The 21716-nt window shown below is 32.7% G+C and carries 16 protein-coding genes; 6 read left to right on the forward strand and 10 right to left on the reverse strand.

What is annotated here, in order from left to right; translation table 11 throughout:
* Positions 1-52: 52 nt before the first annotated feature.
* The 4 genes from ACNRYB_RS12225 to ACNRYB_RS12240 are packed head-to-tail and all read left to right on the forward strand — an operon-like array spanning position 53 to position 8135.
* Entirely contained in the window at positions 53-1396 is a 1344-nt protein-coding gene (locus tag ACNRYB_RS12225; protein ID WP_473727407.1) for a PKD domain-containing protein, read from the forward strand.
* A 13-nt stretch (positions 1397-1409) separates the two neighbouring features.
* A complete protein-coding gene (locus tag ACNRYB_RS12230; RefSeq protein ID WP_473727408.1) occupies positions 1410-3116 on the forward strand; it encodes a hypothetical protein in 1707 nt (568 codons plus the stop codon).
* Positions 3117-3173: 57 nt separating this feature from the next.
* Positions 3174-7793, forward strand: a complete 4620-nt coding sequence (locus tag ACNRYB_RS12235; RefSeq protein ID WP_473727409.1) for a hypothetical protein — start codon at positions 3174-3176, stop codon at positions 7791-7793.
* Positions 7794-7805: 12 nt separating this feature from the next.
* A complete protein-coding gene (locus tag ACNRYB_RS12240) occupies positions 7806-8135 on the forward strand; it encodes a hypothetical protein (RefSeq protein WP_473727410.1) in 330 nt (109 codons plus the stop codon).
* Positions 8136-8209: 74 nt separating this feature from the next.
* Here the strand turns inward: ACNRYB_RS12240 and ACNRYB_RS12245 are convergent, their stop codons facing one another.
* From ACNRYB_RS12245 to murQ, 10 genes are all read right to left on the reverse strand, one after another.
* Complete coding sequence (locus ACNRYB_RS12245) at positions 8210-9994, reverse strand: cytochrome-c peroxidase (RefSeq protein ID WP_473727411.1); 1785 nt, start codon at positions 9992-9994, stop codon at positions 8210-8212.
* A gap of 69 nt (positions 9995-10063) precedes the next feature.
* Positions 10064-11542 (reverse strand): PhoX family protein, encoded by a 1479-nt coding sequence (locus ACNRYB_RS12250; RefSeq protein ID WP_129748646.1) that lies wholly within the window; start codon positions 11540-11542, stop codon positions 10064-10066.
* 163 nt (positions 11543-11705) lie between these two features.
* The gene (locus ACNRYB_RS12255) at positions 11706-12335 is read right to left on the reverse strand and encodes a 3'-5' exonuclease (RefSeq protein ID WP_129748647.1); all 630 of its coding nucleotides are present in this window, start codon (positions 12333-12335) and stop codon (positions 11706-11708) included.
* A 2-nt stretch (positions 12336-12337) separates the two neighbouring features.
* On the reverse strand, positions 12338-14257 hold the full coding sequence (locus ACNRYB_RS12260) for a DUF294 nucleotidyltransferase-like domain-containing protein (RefSeq protein WP_473727412.1): 1920 nt from the start codon (positions 14255-14257) through the stop codon (positions 12338-12340).
* A gap of 144 nt (positions 14258-14401) precedes the next feature.
* Complete coding sequence (locus tag ACNRYB_RS12265; RefSeq protein ID WP_473727413.1) at positions 14402-14773, reverse strand: DNA topoisomerase IV; 372 nt, start codon at positions 14771-14773, stop codon at positions 14402-14404.
* Between the two features lie 135 nt (positions 14774-14908).
* Positions 14909-15373: a hypothetical protein gene (locus ACNRYB_RS12270; RefSeq protein ID WP_129748650.1), complete on the reverse strand. Its 465-nt coding sequence runs from the start codon at positions 15371-15373 to the stop codon at positions 14909-14911.
* Positions 15374-15388: 15 nt separating this feature from the next.
* Entirely contained in the window at positions 15389-15964 is a 576-nt protein-coding gene (locus ACNRYB_RS12275; protein ID WP_473727414.1) for a DUF1572 family protein, read from the reverse strand.
* A gap of 2 nt (positions 15965-15966) precedes the next feature.
* Positions 15967-16539 (reverse strand): pentapeptide repeat-containing protein, encoded by a 573-nt coding sequence (locus tag ACNRYB_RS12280; RefSeq protein WP_473727415.1) that lies wholly within the window; start codon positions 16537-16539, stop codon positions 15967-15969.
* A 60-nt stretch (positions 16540-16599) separates the two neighbouring features.
* On the reverse strand, positions 16600-16821 hold the full coding sequence (locus tag ACNRYB_RS12285; RefSeq protein ID WP_308854552.1) for a DUF6095 family protein: 222 nt from the start codon (positions 16819-16821) through the stop codon (positions 16600-16602).
* Positions 16822-17006: 185 nt separating this feature from the next.
* The gene (gene murQ, locus ACNRYB_RS12290; RefSeq protein ID WP_473727416.1) at positions 17007-17819 is read right to left on the reverse strand and encodes an N-acetylmuramic acid 6-phosphate etherase; all 813 of its coding nucleotides are present in this window, start codon (positions 17817-17819) and stop codon (positions 17007-17009) included.
* Between the two features lie 170 nt (positions 17820-17989).
* Here murQ and ACNRYB_RS12295 point away from each other — a divergent pair, with 170 nt between their 5' ends.
* Positions 17990-19123 carry a helix-turn-helix domain-containing protein gene (locus ACNRYB_RS12295; protein ID WP_473727417.1) on the forward strand — a complete coding sequence of 378 codons (1134 nt, stop codon included), beginning with the start codon at positions 17990-17992 and terminating at the stop codon, positions 19121-19123.
* Positions 19124-19279: 156 nt separating this feature from the next.
* Positions 19280-21658, forward strand: coding sequence for a TonB-dependent receptor domain-containing protein (locus tag ACNRYB_RS12300; protein ID WP_473727418.1), 2379 nt, complete (start codon positions 19280-19282; stop codon positions 21656-21658).
* The last annotated feature ends 58 nt before the right edge of the window (positions 21659-21716 follow it).

Below are 21716 nucleotides of genomic sequence, written 5' to 3' on the forward strand. Positions count from 1 at the left end.
GCAAATAATGACCGCCACAGACGGAAAACTGTAGTGGTCTTAAAATAATATTATGAAAAAAGTTTTACTCTTCCTCCTTTTTAGTATCATAACTTCTTGCTATCAGGAAACATCTATAGCTGTAGAAGGTGATTTTACAACTTCATATGTTAATGCTAAAGAATCTATACCCGTAATTATTAAAATCGATAATAAAATTACAGTTGCAGATACTTATGAATGGACATTTGAAGGAGGAAATCCAAGTACCTCAAACTTAAAGAATCCGGGTGAAATTCTGTACGAAAAGCAAGGAACTTATGTAATAAAACTCAAAGCTTCAAATGCTGATGGTGAAAGTAAAGAAATCAGTAAAACAGTTATAATTAGAGACGGAATCAATATTGATTTTGCGTCAGAAATTGTAAAAAGTAATTATTCGCCAGTTGAGGTAGTTATCACAAATAATACGCATGGTGAAGAACTTACTTTTAAATGGGATTTTCAAGATGGATTTCCAGCCGATTTTTCAGGTAAAACACCTCCAAATATTGTCTTTACTACTCCAGGAGAGCATGCAATTACTTTGACTGTGTCAAATGGTGTTGAAGAAGAAAAAGTGACTAAAGTTATCCACGTTGCACCTTATCTGGTGAGTCAGTTTTTATATGAGCCAAAGTTTGAAAATGACGATTACGAGACTCCTGTAACAATCAATTTTATCAATAAATCTATTAGCGCTTCCAAATACAAATGGACTTTTGAAGGAGGAAATCCCTCGGTATCAACTGAAGAAAATCCAACAGTAGTTTTTACAAGTATCGGCCTTCATGAAATTACTCTTGAAGCTTCAAATGATAAAAACATGCAGATTTTTAAGTCAACAATCACGGTTTTTCCTGATAGTAATCTACGCATTATTAAAGATGTTAAACTAGGGATAAATACCGCTCACAATAACAACAATATAGGAGCTATGTTTTCTACCGCAACCAGACAGGTATACAAAGCAAATGAAATCAACGATAAAAACAGTGCTTTGATTGATATTGTATTTCAGGGATTAAACAGCAATTTGACTTACAACAAATTCATTTCGCCAGATAAAGTCAATAATTATGGGTTTTCATCATTAAAAAATGCACAGAGTACCATTTTCGTCAATTCTCAAAATTTATGCAATTGCGGTTTAAATTTTACAGAAATAGACTTTGATTCTATGGTAAATGACAATCCTCTAAAATCTTTGGGTATAAGTTACAGCGCATCGGGAGAGCAGCAATTTGGTTTTATTTACCCAAGAATAATTTTATTTAAAACACAAGATGGCAGAAAAGGAGCAATTAAGATAAAAGAAATGGTAAAGAATGGAACGAGCTCATATGTTTTATGTGACATCAAAGTGCAAAAACAATAAAGAAGATTAATTAATGAGACTATATAATTTGAATTGTTGGTTAAAACTTGTAATTGTTTTATTGTTTTTATTTACTAAAAACACTTATTCTCAGCAGGTTGATTTAGAAAATTTTTATAAGCCAAATTTTAAAGTTACGGGAGGTATAAATGCTAATAAGGTATTCTATAGTTCGAACCAGCAAAATTCACGTGATCCTTTTACCTATTTACTTTCAGGAAATTTAAACGTTAGTGCATTCAATTTTAATTTGCCTATATTTTATAGCATTACCAATCAGGGAAATAATTTAGGATACACAGCTCCGTTTGATTTTAACCGAATTTGCATCATGCCAAAGTACAAATGGATAAAAGCATATATAGGAAATGTAAATATGACTTTTTCACCCTATACTTTAAATGGTTTCCCTTTTAGAGGTGCTGGAATCGAATTGACGCCAAGAAGTCCTTTTAAAATAAGTTTGATGGGCGGCCAGTTGTTAAAAGCTGTTTCAGAAGCTGATGCCATAGGCGGTGTTCCAGTTTATGAACGATTTGGTTACGGAACTAAAATAGGTTTTGAAAAAGAGAGATATAAAATTGGCTGGATTGGCTTTTATGCAAAAGACAATGAAAATTCACTGTCATTTATTGATAATGATAAAGGTGTTGCGCCAAAAGAAAATTGGGTTAACAGTTTTACATTCAATACTTCTCTAATTAAAGATTTAACTTTTAATGTAGAATATGCATTATCCGTCTTAACAGATAATACTTTAGGAGAAAGGTCGCCTAGAAGAAGCTATCGAGACAGGATTTTTTCAGCCAAAGAAAATACGAGTTACTTAAATGCTTTCAATGCCAATTTTGATTATAATATTCAAAAGACTAGAGTAGGTCTTACATACGAGCGTATAGATCCCAACTACAATACGTTAGGGGCAATGTATTTTAACAATGATTTAGAAAATATAGCATTGCGATTTTCAAGGCCTTTTTATAGAGATAATATAATTGTTTCAGCAAGTTTAGGATATCAGAGAGATGATTTAGCACAGAATAAAAAACAGAGCAGTAAACGGATTGTTGGGGCAGTAAATATGAATTATAAAATTACAGATCAGCTTAATTTCACAGGAAGCTATTCTAATTTTTCTACATATACCAATAAAAAGTTGGATCAATTTGAGTTAATAAATAATCCAAATGTTGTGGCAGCAGATACTTTAAATTATAGACAGTTATCACAAAATGCAAACTTAAATTTCACTTATTCTTTTGGGCATCACAAAAATCAAAACATGAATTTCAATTATAGCATAGCTGGACAAGCAAATGAACAAGGAGGAATTATACGAAAAGGGCAGACGAGTACAGTACAGAATTATAACTTGATGCATACTATAAATTTTCAAGATGTCAAAGCCGCTTTAAACAGCTCAATAAATTATACCAATAATCAGGTAGGGGTGTTTGATAATTCTTCTGTCGGAGCATCTATTGCAATATCCAAAAAACTTTTGAAAGAAAAGTTAAACTCCAATTTCGGGCTTTTGTATAACAATACTCAAAGTGATGTAAACTCTAGTTCGGTCTTTGGCTTAAAATTCAATAATAATTACACACTGTTGCAAAAACATAATTTTGCATTAGGGTTGATATCGATGTTTAGAACTTCTACAAATAAAACTTCAAACAATGATATGATGTTGAATTTTAATTATGGTTACAGTTTTTAATATATAAGTAAGAGATAAAATTGAAATACAGATTCAATTTAAAATAAAGTATTCGCCATGAAAAATTTTTATAAAAGACATTTATGCTGTCTATTTATTTTGTTTACGATTATTTGTGCTTATGGGCAAGATGTTATAGCTCCTAATGAGTTAAATGTTGCGGCTAGTTCAATTGAAAAAATTGAAGCAGCTGATCGATGGGTAGATAAATTTTCAAATCAAGATTTAGTAGAATTACCCATAGGTATTCGAAATACAGTAAATAATGTTCAATATTCTATTGGAATAACAAAAGCTGTTTTTTCTTCTGAATATACCATGTTGACAGTATTTTGTAAGGTTGATATTCCGCAAAAGGATAAAAATGGACAACCTATGCAATTGTTTTTCGGGGCAGATAATGTAAAACTTTCTCATCAGGGAGGAATTATTGGCGAGGCCAAATTAGTATTATTGGGTAATGTTGATATTCCGTTTAGTGATAACAAGTGGCAGTTATCTTTATACGGTGGTTTTGATATGCAGACAGGAAGTGTAAATGATTTGACCTATGTAACAATAGATTGTGATGGGTTTAAAGAAATGAGAGTTTCTGGAGCTGTTGAGTTTGCAAGAGATTTAATATTACCAATTGATCCTTTTACAAAAACGGTTGATGAAGCAAAAACAACAATATCAAAGACATATTATAATGGTAAAACAGTACAGATTCCAAATCGAGTTAGAGGTGAGTTTAGTTTTACCGCTAGTGATTGGAATGATATTTTAGTGAAAGTAAGTTTACAGCCTTTTGTTTTAAAGGATAAACGAAACGGGAAAGATTTTGACGGAAATTTTACATTTGAGGTAAGCAATGCTGTATTAGATCTAAGTGATTTAAAAAATGATCCGACAGTAGTCTTTCCTGATTATTATTTTAAAAATGCTCTTTTAGTACCTAGTCAGGAAGCATGGAAAGGAGTTTATATTCAAGCTTTTGAAGTTGGCCTTCCTAAAGAATTTCAGACAACAGATACAGCCTCGGCCAATAAAAGGCTGGTTGTGGGAGCTCAAAATCTAATTATAGATAAATACGGAGTTTCGGGAACTTTTCATGCAGATAATATTTTTCCACTTGAGAAAGGAATAACAAGTCAGGAAAAATCATGGGCATATTCATTGGATCATATTGATGTTACTATTGCCGCCAATACTTTTGTAAAAGCAAATTTAAACGGTGAAATACTTCTGCCGATAACTAAACCAGAATCAGGGGCTAATTCAAAAAATCAAACAGTTAAAAAAGGTTTGCTTTACAATGGTTTTATTTCAATGGCAGAACAGCAATTAACAGTTGTAACCAAAGATTCTTTATCTTTTGATATCTGGAAAGCCAAAGCTTTATTATTGCCTAATAGTTCTGTTGAGTTAAAATTAGTAAATGGAAGATTTCTGCCAAAAGCAAATTTGAATGGAAGCATTTCATTTGGAACAAATAAAAGTGCAACAGACGATAAAGAGGTGGAAGGAAAACATACAGTTGATTTTAAAGGAATAACCTTTGAAAATTTACAGCTGCAGACAGTTTCTCCAATTATTTCTGTGCGTAATATGGGGTATAACGGTACTGTAGGCTTTAATAACTTTCCTGTTTCTATAGGGAATATAAATGTTGCTATTAATGGAGACAATTCTCGAATTGATTTTGACTTAGGAATTAATTTGATGGAAAGTATTGGAGCAGGTGCAACTGCCCGAATCGGAATATTAGGCAAGATGTATGATGATGGATACAGGCAAAAAAGCCGTTATGCAGGTCTTGATTTATCAGCCATAAATATTGATTGTCAGTTTAGCGGATTGAAAATTAAAGGAGGTCTTATTCTAATGGAAAATGACCCATTATATGGTAACGGATTTAATGCAGATTTGATGGTAGATGTTGCTGAAGTGGTAAATGTACAGGCAAAAGCTATTTTTGGACGTTCTACTTTTAGATACTGGTATTTTGATTCTGCGGTTCAATGGCCCTCTGTGCCATCGCCATTTATGATAAATGGTTTTGGTGGAGGAGCTTATTATAAAATGAGAAGAAATCAGGATTTGAAAATATCAGATTTTTCACTTTCAGGACTTACTTATACTCCAGATGAAAAAATAAGCTTAGGACTTAAAGCCCTAATTTATTTTTCTATTGGCTCAGAAGCTATATGCGATGGTGAAGCAGGATTTGAGATGGCGTTTAACTCAAAAGGCGGAATTAACAGGCTAGCTATTTTTGGAAAAGCAAATGTTATGGCAGAGATTCCAGGTGTAAAAAAAATTAGCGGTTTGATGCAAAAAGTAACTTCAGATGTCACTTCGAAAAAAAGTTTCTTAGGAATTACAGAAAATAATCTTACAGGTTCTTTTGCTAGTAAATATATTCCAGCAGCAAAAGAAGCCATCCCTGGAAATTTATCTGCTGATGTAGGCATAAGGATGGCTGCAGCGATAGAATTCGATTTTCAAAACAATTCAATGCACGCAACGACGGATGTTTATATTAATACACCAGGAAATTTCCTTTCTGGGACTGGACCAGGAGGAAGAGCTGTCTGGGGTGTTTTTCATAAAGATCCAAAAGATTGGTATATGTACATGGGAACTCCTGATGACAGATGTGGTGTAAAAATTGGAGTGGCGGGAATGTATTTAAAAACTACGAGCTATTTTATGGCAGGGACATTACTTCCGGGAAGTCCGCCGCCACCGCCTGCTGTTGCAAGAATTTTAGGTGTTGATGCTAAGGAATTAGATTACATGCGCGACGAAAATGCATTAGCAAACGGAGGAGGGCTAGCGTTTGGAGCTAATCTGGATTTTGATACTGGAGATTTAAGTTTCTTGCTTTTTTATGCTCGTTTTCAGGCAGGAATGGGTTTCGACATTATGCTTAAAGATTATCAGGAAGCAAGATGTTCTAATACAGGAAAAACTGTCGGTATAAATGGATGGTACGCTAATGGACAATCTTATGCTTATCTGCAAGGAGAATTAGGAGTTAGAATAAAACTAGCTTTTATAAAATTAAAAGTGCCTATAATTTCTGGAGGCGCCGCTGTTTTATTGCAGGCAAAACTGCCAAATCCAGTTTGGATGCGTGGTTATGTTGGCGGTAACATGAACGTTTTAGGAGGATTAATCAAAGGTAAATTCCGATTTAAATTAGAAATTGGCGAAGAATGCCAATTTGAAAATGGATCTCCTTTAGGCGGAATTAAACTGATAACTGATGTAACTCCAAAACAAAATTCATCCGATGTTGATGTTTTTGCTATACCGCAGGCTGCATTTTCTATGAAAGTAAATGAAGCTTTTGTGATTCCTGAAGATACGGGAGACGTTACTTATAAGGTAATTTTAGAAAAGTTTAAAGTATTTGATGCAGCTATCGAAATACCAGGAACTTTTGAATGGAGCTCAATGAAAGACAGAGTAAATTTTGTATCTACGGATATTTTGCCACCAAACAAAGAACTTAAAGTTCAAGTAGAGGTTAGCTTTCAAAAAATGATAAACGGTGTTTTCCAGCCTATAAAAGTTGATGGTAAAATCGCTACTGAATATGAGGAAAGGCTATTTACAACTGGAGGTGCGCCTAATTATATACCACTAAATAATATCAAATATTCATATCCTGTAGTAGATCAGAAATATTTCCTAGAAGACGAATATCCAAAGGGATATATTCAGCTTAAACGAGGTCAAGATTATTTATTTGAAGATTCTAATTGGGAGACAAAAGTAAAATTTAGTGAAGATGGTACCACTAACCTAAAAACTACGGTTTTTAATTACAATACTAATTCAAATGAAATTTATTATGATTTGCCAGATATCAAACAAGAAAAGAAATACAACATTTCTATAGTAAGTAATTTAAAACAAGCTTTATCTAAAAACAGTACAGCTACAGAAAAGACAAATACTATCAGCGATGATGGTAATGATATTCAAATAAAAGAAAATCAAGCTGATATGCTGTCAAAAACTGATGGTGTTATAGATCGTTTATGCTATTCATTTAATACAAGTAAGTATAAAACCTTTATTTCTAAAATGAATGCTATAAACACTCAAAGCTATAATTTTGGAGTTTTGTATTCAGATGTTATCTATTTGACCAATACGATTTCAAGTCAAGAAGCATTTGATGTAGTTGAGTTAGAAGGCGTAAATTATAGTGATTATAAGCCAATAATTGTTGCTCAATCTAAGCTTAGTGATGAGTATTATAATATTGATATTTATCCGTATTTGTATAAAGATTATCCTTTAAATAATCATTTTTCTATAAACAATAGAGATACAGATGAACTCGGTGTAATTCCAATAAAAGCAATTCCATTAAATGCATACTATACAAGCAGCATTGAAAATAATGTAAATCAATCATGGACAAAAACTAATTTTCCATATAAATACAATATGCCTTTGCTTTACAAACAGGATTGGGTAGATTTAAATAATCAGATTATCAATGCTTATATAAATGGAGATAGAAATGTAGAATCTATCGCAAAACGTTTTTTAAATAGTAATTATTTATTTATGCGTTATGGCAATTATGAAATACTGTTGAGGTACAATCTGCCTGGCGATAAAAAAGCAACGGAGTATACATATAAATACAAAAACAATAATAATTTTAGGTAATTTGAAGGTGAGATGAAAAGTAAGTTCCTTTTTATAGCATTATTGTTATCAAGTTGTACAAGCAATCAATTTTCTGGTTATGTATACGATTACGATACAAATAAACCAATTCAAGATGTGAAAGTCAATGTTAATGGTGTTAATAGCTTAACTGATAATCTAGGGCATTTTGAATTAGATATTGAATCAAATTCAGTTTGTACATTATTTTTGAAAAAGGAAGGATATGCTTCTAAAACAGTAGTTAGAGAACCAGATTCTCTAGGAACATTTAGTAAAAGAAATTTAAATAACTATAGAATATACTTGTATAAAAACGAAAGTGATTTTTCTAAAGAATAGTTCTAAAAGAATATAAAAAACGCCGAAAAAATTAATTTTCGGCGTTTTTGTTGAATTGAGGTTTTATTTTGGTTTTACTGGTATTTTTTGTCCGTAAGCGTTTTCATAAAAGCAACAAGAGCTTTTTCTTCTTTTACCGTTAAATTCAGTTTGTCAAAAGGAAGCGTTTGGTTTTCTACTTCGTACCCTAAACCAATTCCGCCTCCTTTATTGTAGAAAGAAACCACTTCTTCTAGCGTTTTAAAAACTCCGTTGTGCATGTAAGGAGCAGTTACAGTTGCATTTCTTACTGTAGGCGTTTTAAAAGCACCAACCAATTGAGGCATTTTATTGTATATATAACGGCCTTTATCTGGGCTTAAAGATTTTCCTGAAGGCTCATTTGGAGTTCCGATAACTTCGTGTTCAGTTTTGGAATAACTTGGTGGAACTGTTCCGTTAAATAAAGGAGTAAAATGGCAAGTTGCACATTTTGCTTTTCCCATAAAAAGGTTCATTCCTTCGATTTCCTCATTGTTCAGGACGTTTTTATTTCCTCTCATGTATTCATCAAATCTCGAATCAAAAGCATTTAAAGAACGTATATAACTCGCAATAGCATTTTGAATCTGCCAAGCTTCTGGTTTTGAATTTTTTGGATAAGCTTTTTTGAATAGCTTTACATATTCTTTATCAAGTTGAATTTTAGCGTGAATATTTTCCATCGAACCATGCATCTCATCTTTATTCTGAATCACATCTACACTCTGCTTTTCTAAATCCAACTGACGCATATCCCAAAATTGAGCATTTTGCAGAGAAGCGTAGGTTAGAGTAGGAGTGTTTCGTGGTAAATTCATTCCCGTTAATGAAATATTAGTTTTTAAACCATCTGTAAAAGCTTTTTTTGGATTATGGCAAGTTGCACAGCTTCGGTCATTATTTTTTGAAAGACTTGTATCATAAAACAATTTTTCGCCTAAAACCGCTTTTTCTTTAGTAAAATTATATTCTTTAGAAAGCACAAAGGCATTTACATCAAAAGCGTCTTTGTCAAATAAAGTTTCAATTGTTGGTTTTAGCGGACTGCTTTTCTTTACATTTTTAATGTTTTCTTCTTTCTGAAAAGTTTTCAGTTTTTTCGAAATCGGATTCAAATATTCAGTTATAAAAACGGCACGATTGAAAGCATTGAAATTATTATTTTCAGAGCAGTATTTTTGTGCGTTTTTTGTTAACTCTCTTAATTCGGATACCGATTTGTTATCAGTATCAATCTTTTCAAGTGTTTCTGGAATTGAAATTAAACTTTGGCCAGCTTCTGGAATTGAAGACTGCAAAATCGGACTATCAAAACCAGTGATTCCTAAAGCAATAACTCTAAAAACATTCTGCTGCATAGCATCCAAAACGTAATCATCGCTAGTAGTAATCACTTCAAAAGTGCTTTTGAGCTGTTTGATATTGGATTGAAAAATATTCAATTCTCTCGTCAAATCTTCTTTGCTTTCAAGATTGTATTCAGGATAAATCATTTCTTCCATAACCTGAAAACCATGTGGTTCAAAAGATCGGTTTTCTTCTAGTTCCATTTCGTCAAGAGCAGGACCATTCATAAATCTGGCGGTTTCAGGAATGAAATATTCAATCGCCCATTCGACTTTTTTGTATGCCAAACGTGACTTTTTAAATTGTTCTACAATTTCTTTCTGCGAAGAATTACTTTTTACAAACTTTTGAAATTGAGTAATTTCATTACTAAGTTTACTTAAATCGACGAGTAATTCTTGTTTAACCGTTGGTTTTGATGCTTCGCTTTCTTTGCATGAAAAGAAAAAAGAAAGCAGTAGGAATAGAAAAGTAAGATGTTTTAATTTCATAATGGTGTTGTAATAGAAACAACCCTTATCGAAAAATAAGGGTTGTCAATAAGATTTCGGCAGAAATTATTAGCGTTGTACGTTTCTAATAATTACAGTTTGTCCTCCCTCTTTGTTAGTTTGAGTTCCTGAACCGTCAGCATTTTTAAATGCATCACTTTGCCAAGTATGAGGGTGAATATTTACCGTGAAAGTATCTGGTACGCCAATTATATCTGAAATGTCTTGCATAGCTCCAAATTCCCAGCTTCCAAATCTCATTTCGCCAGTTTGGTTGTAAAGTGTGTTCCAAGCCGTATCTGTTCTCTTGTGGTTCATGTTTAACCACGGTTTATTTTGTTTTGTAGCAATATTGTACTGCCAGATATATGAATCGTGTTTTGCATCTGCATAATAGCTGTCGCCATCTTCCTGAATGTAAACGTAGTTTTCAGTTACACATAAGTTATCTGGATTAATGATTCCTGTTCCAGGAGTGCTATCACCTTCCACAGCCAATTCTAAAGTTCCTTTTAATGGGTTTGTTGCGTCTAATTTTACTTTATAAACTCTTCCCCACATTGTATATCCTTCAACAGGAGCATTATTTGTTGCCTGACCAGTTGCAGTAAAGTAGATTTCTCTGTTGTTGCTTGCGCTTCCTTTTCTGTAATCTACGTCTTCAACTCTTGAAAAACGAATTGCTTTTAAGTCATTAACCGTTGTATTGATTACAGCACCAGTTAAGTTTTTAGCATTCGGAATTTCAACAAATTCAACTGGATATGAATTGTTTAAAGTCATAGTAGTTTCAACCTGATTTCCGTCAGTTCTTTTTAAAGCGTATAATTTTCCGTTAGACAAATCCCCAACTGTGCTTACATACATAATCAGCTGACCAGCACTTACGTGAGAAGTTGAATATGATTGATCTTCACCAATAAGAATAACTGTTTTTCCAGGATAAGCTTCTTTTGGAAGCGGAACAGCGTTTTCCATACTTGCTTTTCCTAAAGCTGGCAACACTCTGTCAGTTCTTGCTTTATCAGTAGACAATCCAAGAGGATTAATTCCATGAACCATACTCTCTTGACCGCTTTCTCCGGCAGTTAAAAAGATTGGTCCGAACCCATGGATTTCTGGAGTTGCTAGAGTAGCAGAACATAAACGAGTAAGACCTCCAACACCATCAACGATATAATCTCCTTTTACAGGTTTGAAAGTTTTATCTAAATATACTCTTGATACAGATTGAATAATTTCGTGATTAGTAATCATAATGTATCCATCACCATTTGGATCTTTCATTAATCCAGCTCCGTCTGGCTGCGCTCCGTAAACAAAAGAAGGTGAATTTGGAAGTACATCCGCACTTGTAATTAAAGTACTGATTTTTAAGTTTTCAAAACCTGTTTGAGCATACACAAAAGGAGGTACTTTTGAATGTGAAGTAAAATCGATACTTGCGTTTACATCGTTTTTTGAATCTTTGTCATCATTTTGACAGCTTATTGCAGAAAGACCAGCAAGTCCAAGCAAGGTAATTGATTTTAAAAAGTTAGCTTTCATAAAGTGTTTTTTATTTTTTTGATTAAGGCAAAGCTATCTCTCTAAAACAAAGTACACGTTATGTTAATTTTTTCTTAATGCTAATAAATGTAAGTCTTGTATTATGAAATGGTAAATTGAAAGTTTCGAATGTAAATTTAAGACTCCTAAAAAAATCATAAAATTATTTAAAGAGCTGATTTAGATTGGTTGCTTTCTTCTCTTTCAGTTTTTTAACAATCTTAAGAAAAGCTATCGCAGTAATATAAGCATCGCCCAAAGCAGTATGACGGTCTTTTTTTGAAATGTCAAATTTATCGGCTAAATCATCTAAGGTATAATGGTCTTTTCGCTCAAATAAATGTGATTGAATTAAAGTCTTTTTGTATAAATAAGCTGTATCTAAAGTTTTGTTTTGTAATTGCGGAAGTCCGTTTCGTTCTAAAGCTCTATTAATCATCGTAACATCAAAAATGGTATGATGCGCAATAATTATAGAATCTCCTAAAAAGTCTAAAAACTGCTGTAAAGCTTCTAATTCGGTAGGACGTTTGACAAGTAGATCTTTTAAAATACCATGAATCTGAGCGGTCGATTTATCATAATGATCTTGTTCCAAATAAACTTCAAAACTATCCTGAACATTAATAATTCCGTTTTGAAGAATTAATGCACCGATGCATAAAATGCGATCATTGTCATAATCAAATCCAGTAGTTTCGGTATCTAAAACTACAAAACGAGTTTCTTCGATGGTAATATTTTCATCGAATGGATTATTTTCTTCTTTCTTCCAAAAATTGAATAAGCTCATTATTATACCAGATTTGAGATATTAAAACGTACTGAAATAAGTTCCTGAAGTTCTTTAATCGTTTTAAAAGTACGTTTCAGTTTAATTTTTTCCATTTTGGTTAAAGATTCCAATTCGATAAACTGACCAGAATCATGATGCAGTAATCCTTGTTTGGTTCTGAATTTCAGTAAAGCTTTAAACGAATAAGAACACGATAAATATAATTCTCTGTTATTTGGTTCCAGTTCAGCCAGTTTCTCAAAACGCTCTGCCGTATTACTGATTCCTTTTACAGAATGCGATAAAATTAAAACACGCGCTGCGTCGGTTAAAGGCATTAAAGCTCTTCGTTTAATGTCAAAGTTATCTTTGTTTGCGCCGTCTTGTTCAACCAGAAATTGTCTAAAGAAACCTGTAGGAGAAGGGCTTTGCAAAGCACCACTCACCAAATGCATATAAAAAATTGGATTGGCTTTTATGGTTTCAAAAATATAATCTGATAATTGATTTACAGTTTCGGCATCTCCATAAGTTTTACTGTAATCGAAGAAAATAAACGAAAGTAAAACTTCATTCTTTCCAGGATTTGTAATCCAATGATGCACTTGAGCTTTCCATTCATCCAAACTCATGCACCATTTTGGACTTGAAGCCATCATATCGGCAGGACAGTAATCGTAACCAATTTCAAAAAGACCTTTATTTACAAGTCCGGCAAATTTTAAGAAATAGATTTTAGTTTCATCTCTAAAAACTTCATTCACATTTTCGTACACAATCGCATTATCCTGATCGGTGTGAAGCATTTGTTCACCACGTCCTTGACTTCCAAGTGCTAACCAAGCAAATTTTACAGGTGGTGGGCTGCTCATTTTTTCTAAACAAATTTCGATAACTCGAGTAGTGCAGGCTTCATTCAATTCGGTAATGATTTTGGTAATCAAAGTCATTGGAATGTTTTGATCCAAATAACCTTGAAGCAATTGCATAATTCGGTTACGAATTGGTTTTATCTCTTTAATCTTTTTGGTACGTTTCAACGCTTTTATCAAAACCGCTGGATTATTTCCGAGCGCTACCATCACGTCGTGTTTCGATAAAATTCCGACCGCTTTGGTATTTACAGTTCCATCTTTTGTTAAACACAAATGACTGATATTACTTTTCATCATTGCCATTTGCGCCTCAGTAACCGTCATTTTTTTAGGATACGTAATTACCGGTTTTGTCATTATCGTTTCGGCAGTTGTCGTTATCGGAAAATCGCCTGTAACTATTTTGTTTCGAAGATCTTTATCGGTCAAAATGCCAATCGGAAGCATTTCATCAACAATCAAAATAGCACCGACTTTTTTCTTATTCATAATTTTAGCAACATCCTTAACTGTCGTTGACGGACTGCAGGTAACTATTTTTTTCGAATATTTGATGGGCGCTAAATCGAAGGAATGATTGCTGGAATGCAGATTTTCATTCAGCTGATCGTCACCATATAATTTATCTTTATGAATATCCGAATACGGATTTCGCGTATTAGAAGCATAACTCTCAATCAAGAAATTGCCAACATTTCTATTTTCTAGCGCATAAGGTTTAAAAACGGCAATCGGAATAGCGTACAAAATGCTTTCTTCGTGCGCTACCGCTTCCATAATATAGTTTTCCTGCGCTAAAAGCGGACGAAGTCCAAAAATATCGCCTTCATCGCACATGTCCAAAACCGTATTTTTAGTGCTTTTTTTCAGAGCGACAGCACCTTTATGAACTACATAAAATGAGTCGTGCGTTTTGTCATTTTCGGCAAAAATTACAGCATCTTTTTCTTTATATATAATAGAAATCTGCTCAGACAGTTTTTCTAAATCTCTCTGATGCAAAAAATTAAACGGCGGATATCCTTTTAAAAAGTCTGCAACTCTTTGTGAAATGGTATTTTTCATTTGGTTGGATTAAAGTTCTAATGTACTATTTAAAATAGAAATGTAAAAGAAACACGTTATAATAATTTGCCACAAAGGCACAAAGTCGCAAAGAAATAAATCCTTGGAGTCTTTGTGCCTTTGTGGCAAAAAAGCTTAATTCTTTTAATCTACTTTATAAACTGTACCTCGCTGTTTTTCTTCAGAACCAACCAGACCAAACTCAAAAGTATAAGAATCTTTAGAAGTCGTTAAAATCTTCATGCTGATAGCTTTTTCTTCAGCCATATTTTTTGGATGCTTTTTCTGTAGCACATATTCGCAGTCACTTACCCAGCGAATGGTTGCCGTATCTGTTTTTCCTTCAAAAGTTTCGATTTCAATATCGTCTTTGCGTTCAAAATAAGTTGTTTTTTTAACGCCGTTGACTTCTGTTTCAAATTTGAATTTTCCAGTTTTAAAATCCTTGCAATTGTGTTCTGTATTATAACAAGATACTAAAGCAAGTACCGGAAATAAGAATAGTATTTTTTTCATTTTAATTAAGTTGTTTTTTTAGGAGCTAATCCCGCTTTCCATTTCAATCTTTTTATTTTTAAAGAAAAAATAAAAAGGATTTCCATTGCAATCGGGGCTAGGGCATTAGGATAACAAGAAACACTTGTATATAATTTAAACTTTTTGAATATAAAACTCTTTCAGTTTTTTAGATTCTTTGACTTCTTCTCTGACTTCCTCTTTAGATTCGCTTTTGTTTGCTTTTGGCCAGATATGAAAACCTCCTTTTGTCATAGCTTTAATTTGTTGAAGAACGTTTGGCGAAAAATCAGAAAAAAAACTCAAGTCTTCAGGATTATCCCAAACACCCCAAATGCCGTTTTCGTCTATATCTCCAGCATAATTAATAATATGTGTTGGATAAGTTTTTACCATTTTAAGTTTAAAATGTTCCAAATTATAAGAACCATTCCATCGAAAAGAGTCAACATCATCAATTCCAGAACCCGTAATAATTGAATTTGAAAAACTCAATTCAATAGACATTTTATGTTGCGCAGACGAATTAGAATAGCAATAAAATCCTTCCCATTCTCCGCTTGGTAAAAATTGATGCGTTTCGTTATCTTTTGATTTCATATTTAGAAAGATAAATTATTTCAATCTCTTTAATTCATCATCGGTAAAGTTCTTGATTTCTTTTTCTTTGGCAAACTTTTCAGCATTATAATTTCCCGATTTGTTCTTCGGAATTGATAAACTATTCCATTCGCTGTTTTTCAATTGTTTGGCATAAAAAACAATCTGTCCGACATGATAAGGATAATGTGCCAATTGGCGATTAATGGCTTCAATAACAGTATGGCCTTCATTTCTGATGTAAATGATATCTGAAAGCTGTTCGGGGTTTAAACTTTCTAGAGCGTTTTCGAAGCAAGTCCAGCCTTTGTTCCAAACTTCCAGAACTTCTTCCTTAGATTGCAAGTCGTTTTCAAATTCAGAGTCACGGTTTCGCCATTCTTTTTCACCATCAGAAGTTAGAAAATCTGTCCATCGCGAAAGCATATTGCCAGAAATATGTTTTACGATTGTAGCAATGCTATTAGTATCGTCATTAAAAGAAACAAAAAGCTGTGATGGCTCAAGTTGATCAATGGCTTTTTCTCCAAGCATTTTATAATATAAAAATTGCTTTTTGACACTTTCTAGGTAAGATTGATCTGCATTCATAATCAAACGATTTTAATGTCATATTTATCCAATAATCCAACAATTCCTTCAGTAGAAAACTGAGCTTTTTTCATTGGATTAAATTCAGGATCAATTTTATAATTGTAAGCCGTTTTAAAATTAACTCCCGCCAATTGCGTTTCGTTAAAAATAGCGCCGTCAAGGTTGCAATTGTCAAAAACAGAATTGGTTAAATTGGTTCCGATAAAAGTCACTTCGCGTACAGAAGAATTAATAAATTTGGTTTTAGGCATTTTTTTATTAGAAAATAAGGCATAATCTAAAGTACAATCTTCAAAATATACCTGAAATAAAAAATCATCACATTCGTTAAAAGCGATTCCGAGAAGTTTGCAGTTTTTAAAAGTGACATTCTTTAAACTCGTTCCTGCTAAACTGGTCATAGATAAATTGCAGTCAATAAATTCGCAGTCTAAAAAAGTATTAGAACCAAAATTACTGCTGGAAAAGTCACAATTTTTAAACACACAATCTTCAAACTCGCGATTATTTATTTTCTTATCGATGTAAACAACTTTCTCAAATGTTTTCTGAATGTGAATTAGACTTTCCATGTTTTATAAATATTAAACCTAACAGGTTTTCAAAACCTGTTAGGTTTGTTGATTGCTTATTTAGTCATTAAAAATACCTTTCATAATGATTTTCAACCCTAAAAAGATTAAAAGCATAGAAGAAAGGCAAGCTACAATTCCGATTCCTAAAACAAGATAATGCCAATTGTTACTTTGATTCTGAAAAGCATTATAAATCAATGTTGGGCCAAGAAACATAAGAGGCAGAGCGCCTGATAAATATTTCACTCCTTTTTTTAGTAATTCTTTGTTTGTAGCCATGTTTTTAGTTTCAAGTTGTTTGACTTGTGTTTAACCGCAAAGTTCGCAAAGTTTTTTTACATTAGAAACTTTAATAAAATGCAAGGTTCGCAAAGCTTTGAAAAAACTTGCGAACCTTGCGTAAATCTTAGCTCCCGTTAGCTATCGGGATTGCGGTTAAAATAAACTGCAAAGCAAAATACTTTTTACTTTTTATAATTATCTACAGCATTTCTCACGCTGCCGTATTTTTTTAATAATTCAGAAGCTTCATCATACGAAACCGAAATCTCGTCCATAATCATCTTAACGCCTCGATCAACAAGTTTGATATTGCTTAATTGCATGTCAACCATTTTGTTTCCTCTCACTTTTCCAAGCTGAATCATTGATGCGGTAGAAATCATATTTAAAACCAATTTCTGTGCAGTTCCAGCTTTCATTCTAGAGCTTCCCGTAACGAATTCCGGGCCAACAACAACTTCAATAGGGAATTGTGCTGTTAAAGCCAGTGGACTTCCTGCATTACAAGTAATACATCCCGTTACAATATTGTTTTTATTACATGATTCTAAACCGCTAATAACATAAGGAGTAGTTCCAGACGCAGCGATTCCAATAACCACATCGTTTGAATTGATGTTGTGATTTTGAAGATCGATCCAAGCATTTGTTGTACTGTCTTCGGCGTTTTCTACAGCACGTCTTATGGCTGTATCACCGCCAGCAATAATGCCATTTACTAAATCAAAAGGAACGCCAAAAGTGGGCGGACATTCAGAAGCGTCAACAACACCAAGTCGACCAGAAGTTCCTGCTCCAATATAAAACAATCTGCCGCCTAGCTTTAACTTTGCAACAATTTGCGGGATCAAAGCTTCTATTTGCGGCAAAGCTTTCTCGACTGCATAAGGCACAGTTTTGTCTTCTTGGTTTATATTAGATAACAGTTCATGAACAGACATCTTCTCTAAATGTTCATATTTTGAGGCTTGTTCAGTAGTTTTCGTAAATGTCATTTTATCGTTATTTAGACTCGTCAAAATTAATATATTTTATATCAATCTTGCAAAGTCTCAGAGATTTAAAATCAATTTTTTTCTTCTAGTTTTCTGCATAAAGACGGTTTTAATAAGGCTTTGTTACATAAACTAAAATATTATATTTGTTTAATATTCATAAAAGATAAATGGACAAATTAGATTTATTACAGGGAATTGCTCGAATTTCTGTTTTTGTTTCCTTATTAATGGCCTTTTTTTTACTGACTGTTAAAACAGAAAATAAACTGTCAAACCGCATTTTTGCTTTGTTTTTTATTTTTTCGGCTATAGATCTTAGCGGTTTCTTTATGTACTTGTATACAGAAGATCACCGAAATTTAGAAATTTTCAGAGCAACTTTCTGTCTGTTGGGAATGCCATCGTTTTATCTTTATGTATTAGCCGTTTGTTATTCTGATTTTAAATTGAAATGGAAACATTTAATTCATCTGCTTCCTTTTGTAATAGTCAATTTAATTTTTATACCTAGAATATATTTAAGCATTGTGAATGGAAGTTTCATTGGCACATTAAATGAAATGTCTGAAATCTATTTTATTCAGATTTTAATCGAATTGCAGTATGGTTTTTATATCGTAAGCGTTTTTCTGATTTTGAAGAAGTATAAAGAAATCTATTTGGAGAATTATGCCAATACAGGTATTTCGACTTATAAATGGCTTTTTCAAATGACTTGCGTATTTCTAGTGGCGCATTCTATTGTCGCATTAAAAAATGTACTTCGATATAGCGGTTTTAGAGAAGTTTTTTTATGGGCAAATGTGCTTGTTGGAACTATTGCTTTATTTATAACTTGTTGGTTTATAATGAAAGCTTTAAAACATCCAGAGCTTTTTAGAGGAGTAAATTCTAAACTGAAATTAACCAAAGATATTCTGCCTGAGGTTGAAGAAAAAACAGAAACTAGCAGTGAGCAAAACGATCTGATTAATACTCAGATATCGGCACTAAAACAATACATGGTAGATAAAGAGCCGTTTCTTGATCCATCGCTTACGATTCAAGAATTGGCAAATCAAATTAATATGCCTGTTAGAGATTTATCTGTTTTAATTAATCATCATATGGACCAGCATTTTTTTGATTTTGTGAATGAATACCGCATTCAAAAAGCGATGCATATTCTGAAAGATCAATCGAAAAACCAGGTTACAGTGTTGGAAATATTGTATGAAGTGGGTTTTAATTCGAAATCTTCTTTTAATACTTCATTCAAAAAATATACAAATTTGACGCCTACAGCATACAGAAATAGTTAAAAATAAGCGCTTTGTAAAAAGTCGTACTTCAAGCTAATTAAAGTCGAACCAGTTTTAGAAATAGAAATTGGTTCGACTTTTTTTTGTCGGTCGCATAGGCAGATTTTCTAAGGCAACTTTGCTTCAAATTAATCGAACAAGTTAAAATTAGAAACCATGAAAAAAGTAAACCTTCTTATCTTTTTAGTATTTCCTTTATTTTGTTTAGCACAATCACTTAAGTTAAAAGGAAAAATAGCCAGCGAAAAAATGCCATTGGAATGGGCAGATATTTCAGTATCAAATTCAGAAGGAAAAATTATTGATGGAACTACAACCAAACAAGATGGTTCTTTTGAAATAAATCTTAAAAAAGGAACTTATAAAATAGAGATTAGTCTTTTGGGATTTGAAGAATATGAAAAAGAAACCATTATTGAAAAGGATACTGATTTAGGAATAATTATTTTAAAAGAAAGTGCAACACATTTGGTAGAAGTTGTAGTTCAGAATAAGAAGAAAACTGTCGAGCAGAAAACAGATCGTCTGATTTACAATCTGGAAAATAACGTTACAACGGTTGGTGGAGACGCTTTGGGAGCCATTAATACTGCACCGGGAGTTGTGGTAAAAAATGATGCCATTACGATATTAGGAAAAGGAACTTCTCCTGTTATGATTGATGGCAGAATAATTGAGTTGACAGGAGAGGAATTGAATAATTATTTGAAATCTATTTCGTCTGCTGATATTAAAAATATTGAAATCATTAGTAATCCGCCTGCTAAATATGATGCAGAAGGAACTGGAGGTTTGATTAATATTATCATGAAAAAAGGAGTTCGCGATTCTTGGAAAAATACTACGACGGTTTCTTACGATCAGAATAAATATGGGATTGGGACTTTGAGAGACAACTTTTTCTATAATAAAAATAAGTTTAGATTTTCTGCCAGCATTAATGGTAAAACAGGTTATTTGAACGCAACAGACGATTTAAAAATGTATTTTCCTGACGGATTATCGCACATGTACAGTACAACAAAAGTAAAAACAGAAAATCTTTCGGGAAAACTAGCTTTAGATTATGATCTTTCAGAGCGTACGACAATTGGTTTTCAATATTTAAACGACAGAAATAATCCAGATTTTAAATCGGATATTAGAATTGATAATTATAATCATCAAAACCAATTGGATAATGTGACGCTAAATGATAGTTATACCGATAAAGTTTCAAGAAATCAAACCTACAACGCGCATTTGATTACAAAATTGGATTCAAAAAGAAAACTATCTTTTGATGTGGATTATTTTGATTTCAGTTCTAATTTCGACCGAAATTTTGTTGCTAATAATTATACGCCGGATATGATATTTATTGATGTAAATCAGTCAGGGAGAAATATTTCAAATCAGGATATTGACAATTGGAGTTTTAAGGCAGATATGGAGCATCCTTTGCCATCGTTTAATTTATCTTATGGAGCAAAAATGAGCTTTACCAATAGCATAAGCGATGTCGTTTTTTACAATACTGCTACAGGAACTCCAGAATTAGATCCGAGTCAATCAAATCGATTTAAATACACTGAAAATAATCAGGCGGTTTACATTAATGGAGATAAAAAAATAAACGAAAAGTGGAATCTTCAAATGGGTTTGCGACTTGAAAATACCCAGACTAACGGGTTTTCTGAAACGCTGAATCAGGAGAATACAAATAATTATTTGAAGCTGTTTCCAACTTTTTATGCTTCGTACAAGAAAAACGAGAATAATAGTTTTAGTTTGAATTATGGGAAAAGAATCAATAGACCTCGTTTTGATTTGCTGAATCCTTTTAGGGTTTATATTAATAGTAACAGTTATTCTGAGGGAAATCCGTTTTTAAAGCCTTCATTTAGTGATAATTTTGAATTGTCGCATTCTTATAAAGAAGTTTTAAGAACAAGTGTTTTTGTAAATGCCATTACAAACGGATATGGAATTGTTTTTACCTCAAACCCAGAAACAAATACGCAAATCGTAACGCGTGAGAATTATTATAATGGCTTGAATTACGGTGTTGGCGAAACTTATTCGGCAACTTTTGCAGACTGGTGGCAAAGCGAAAATACATTGTACTTTTTGGGGTCTGAAACGAAGTTTATAAACGGCTTAAATGCAACGCCATCAAATAGTTTACAGATTGATTTCACGACAAATAATACATTTGTTTTAGGAAAAAACACGAAACTTCAAATTGATTTCAATTATAGTTCACCTTTTAAAAGCGGTTTGTATGAGATTGGTTATGTTTCAAGTTTTGATATTGGTTTCAAACAAGATTTGTTGAATAAAACGCTTCAAATTGCCTTTTTAGCCAATGATATTTTTAATACTTCTTATTTAAAAGATTTCACTTCGGTTGTAAATGGTGTGAAACAGGTTTATAGCCAAAATGAAAGCAATCATTTTGTGCGTTTGTCTGTGATTTACAATTTTGGAAATAAAAAGATTAATGTTAAGGAACGCGCTTTCGGAAATCAGGACGAGAAGAAGAGGGCTAACTAAATTAGATAATTAAAAAAATGTGCCAATTAGATAATGATAATTTTCTAATTGACACATT

Source organism: Flavobacterium sp. CR10 (genome assembly GCF_055814415.1).

Excerpts from the sequence above, each read along its gene's own strand:
- ACNRYB_RS12225 (WP_473727407.1), top strand. The coding sequence starts at position 53 with ATGAAAAAAGTTTTACTCTTCCTCCTTTTTAGTATCATAACTTCTTGC.
- ACNRYB_RS12230 (WP_473727408.1), top strand. The coding sequence starts at position 1,410 with ATGAGACTATATAATTTGAATTGTTGGTTAAAACTTGTAATTGTTTTA.
- ACNRYB_RS12235 (WP_473727409.1), top strand. The coding sequence starts at position 3,174 with ATGAAAAATTTTTATAAAAGACATTTATGCTGTCTATTTATTTTGTTT.
- ACNRYB_RS12240 (WP_473727410.1), top strand. The coding sequence starts at position 7,806 with ATGAAAAGTAAGTTCCTTTTTATAGCATTATTGTTATCAAGTTGTACA.
- ACNRYB_RS12245 (WP_473727411.1), bottom strand. The coding sequence starts at position 9,994 with ATGAAATTAAAACATCTTACTTTTCTATTCCTACTGCTTTCTTTTTTC.
- ACNRYB_RS12250 (WP_129748646.1), bottom strand. The coding sequence starts at position 11,542 with ATGAAAGCTAACTTTTTAAAATCAATTACCTTGCTTGGACTTGCTGGT.
- ACNRYB_RS12255 (WP_129748647.1), bottom strand. The coding sequence starts at position 12,335 with ATGAGCTTATTCAATTTTTGGAAGAAAGAAGAAAATAATCCATTCGAT.
- ACNRYB_RS12260 (WP_473727412.1), bottom strand. The coding sequence starts at position 14,257 with ATGAAAAATACCATTTCACAAAGAGTTGCAGACTTTTTAAAAGGATAT.
- ACNRYB_RS12265 (WP_473727413.1), bottom strand. The coding sequence starts at position 14,773 with ATGAAAAAAATACTATTCTTATTTCCGGTACTTGCTTTAGTATCTTGT.
- ACNRYB_RS12270 (WP_129748650.1), bottom strand. The coding sequence starts at position 15,373 with ATGAAATCAAAAGATAACGAAACGCATCAATTTTTACCAAGCGGAGAA.
- ACNRYB_RS12275 (WP_473727414.1), bottom strand. The coding sequence starts at position 15,964 with ATGAATGCAGATCAATCTTACCTAGAAAGTGTCAAAAAGCAATTTTTA.
- ACNRYB_RS12280 (WP_473727415.1), bottom strand. The coding sequence starts at position 16,539 with ATGGAAAGTCTAATTCACATTCAGAAAACATTTGAGAAAGTTGTTTAC.
- ACNRYB_RS12285 (WP_308854552.1), bottom strand. The coding sequence starts at position 16,821 with ATGGCTACAAACAAAGAATTACTAAAAAAAGGAGTGAAATATTTATCA.
- murQ (WP_473727416.1), bottom strand. The coding sequence starts at position 17,819 with ATGACATTTACGAAAACTACTGAACAAGCCTCAAAATATGAACATTTA.
- ACNRYB_RS12295 (WP_473727417.1), top strand. The coding sequence starts at position 17,990 with ATGGACAAATTAGATTTATTACAGGGAATTGCTCGAATTTCTGTTTTT.
- ACNRYB_RS12300 (WP_473727418.1), top strand. The coding sequence starts at position 19,280 with ATGAAAAAAGTAAACCTTCTTATCTTTTTAGTATTTCCTTTATTTTGT.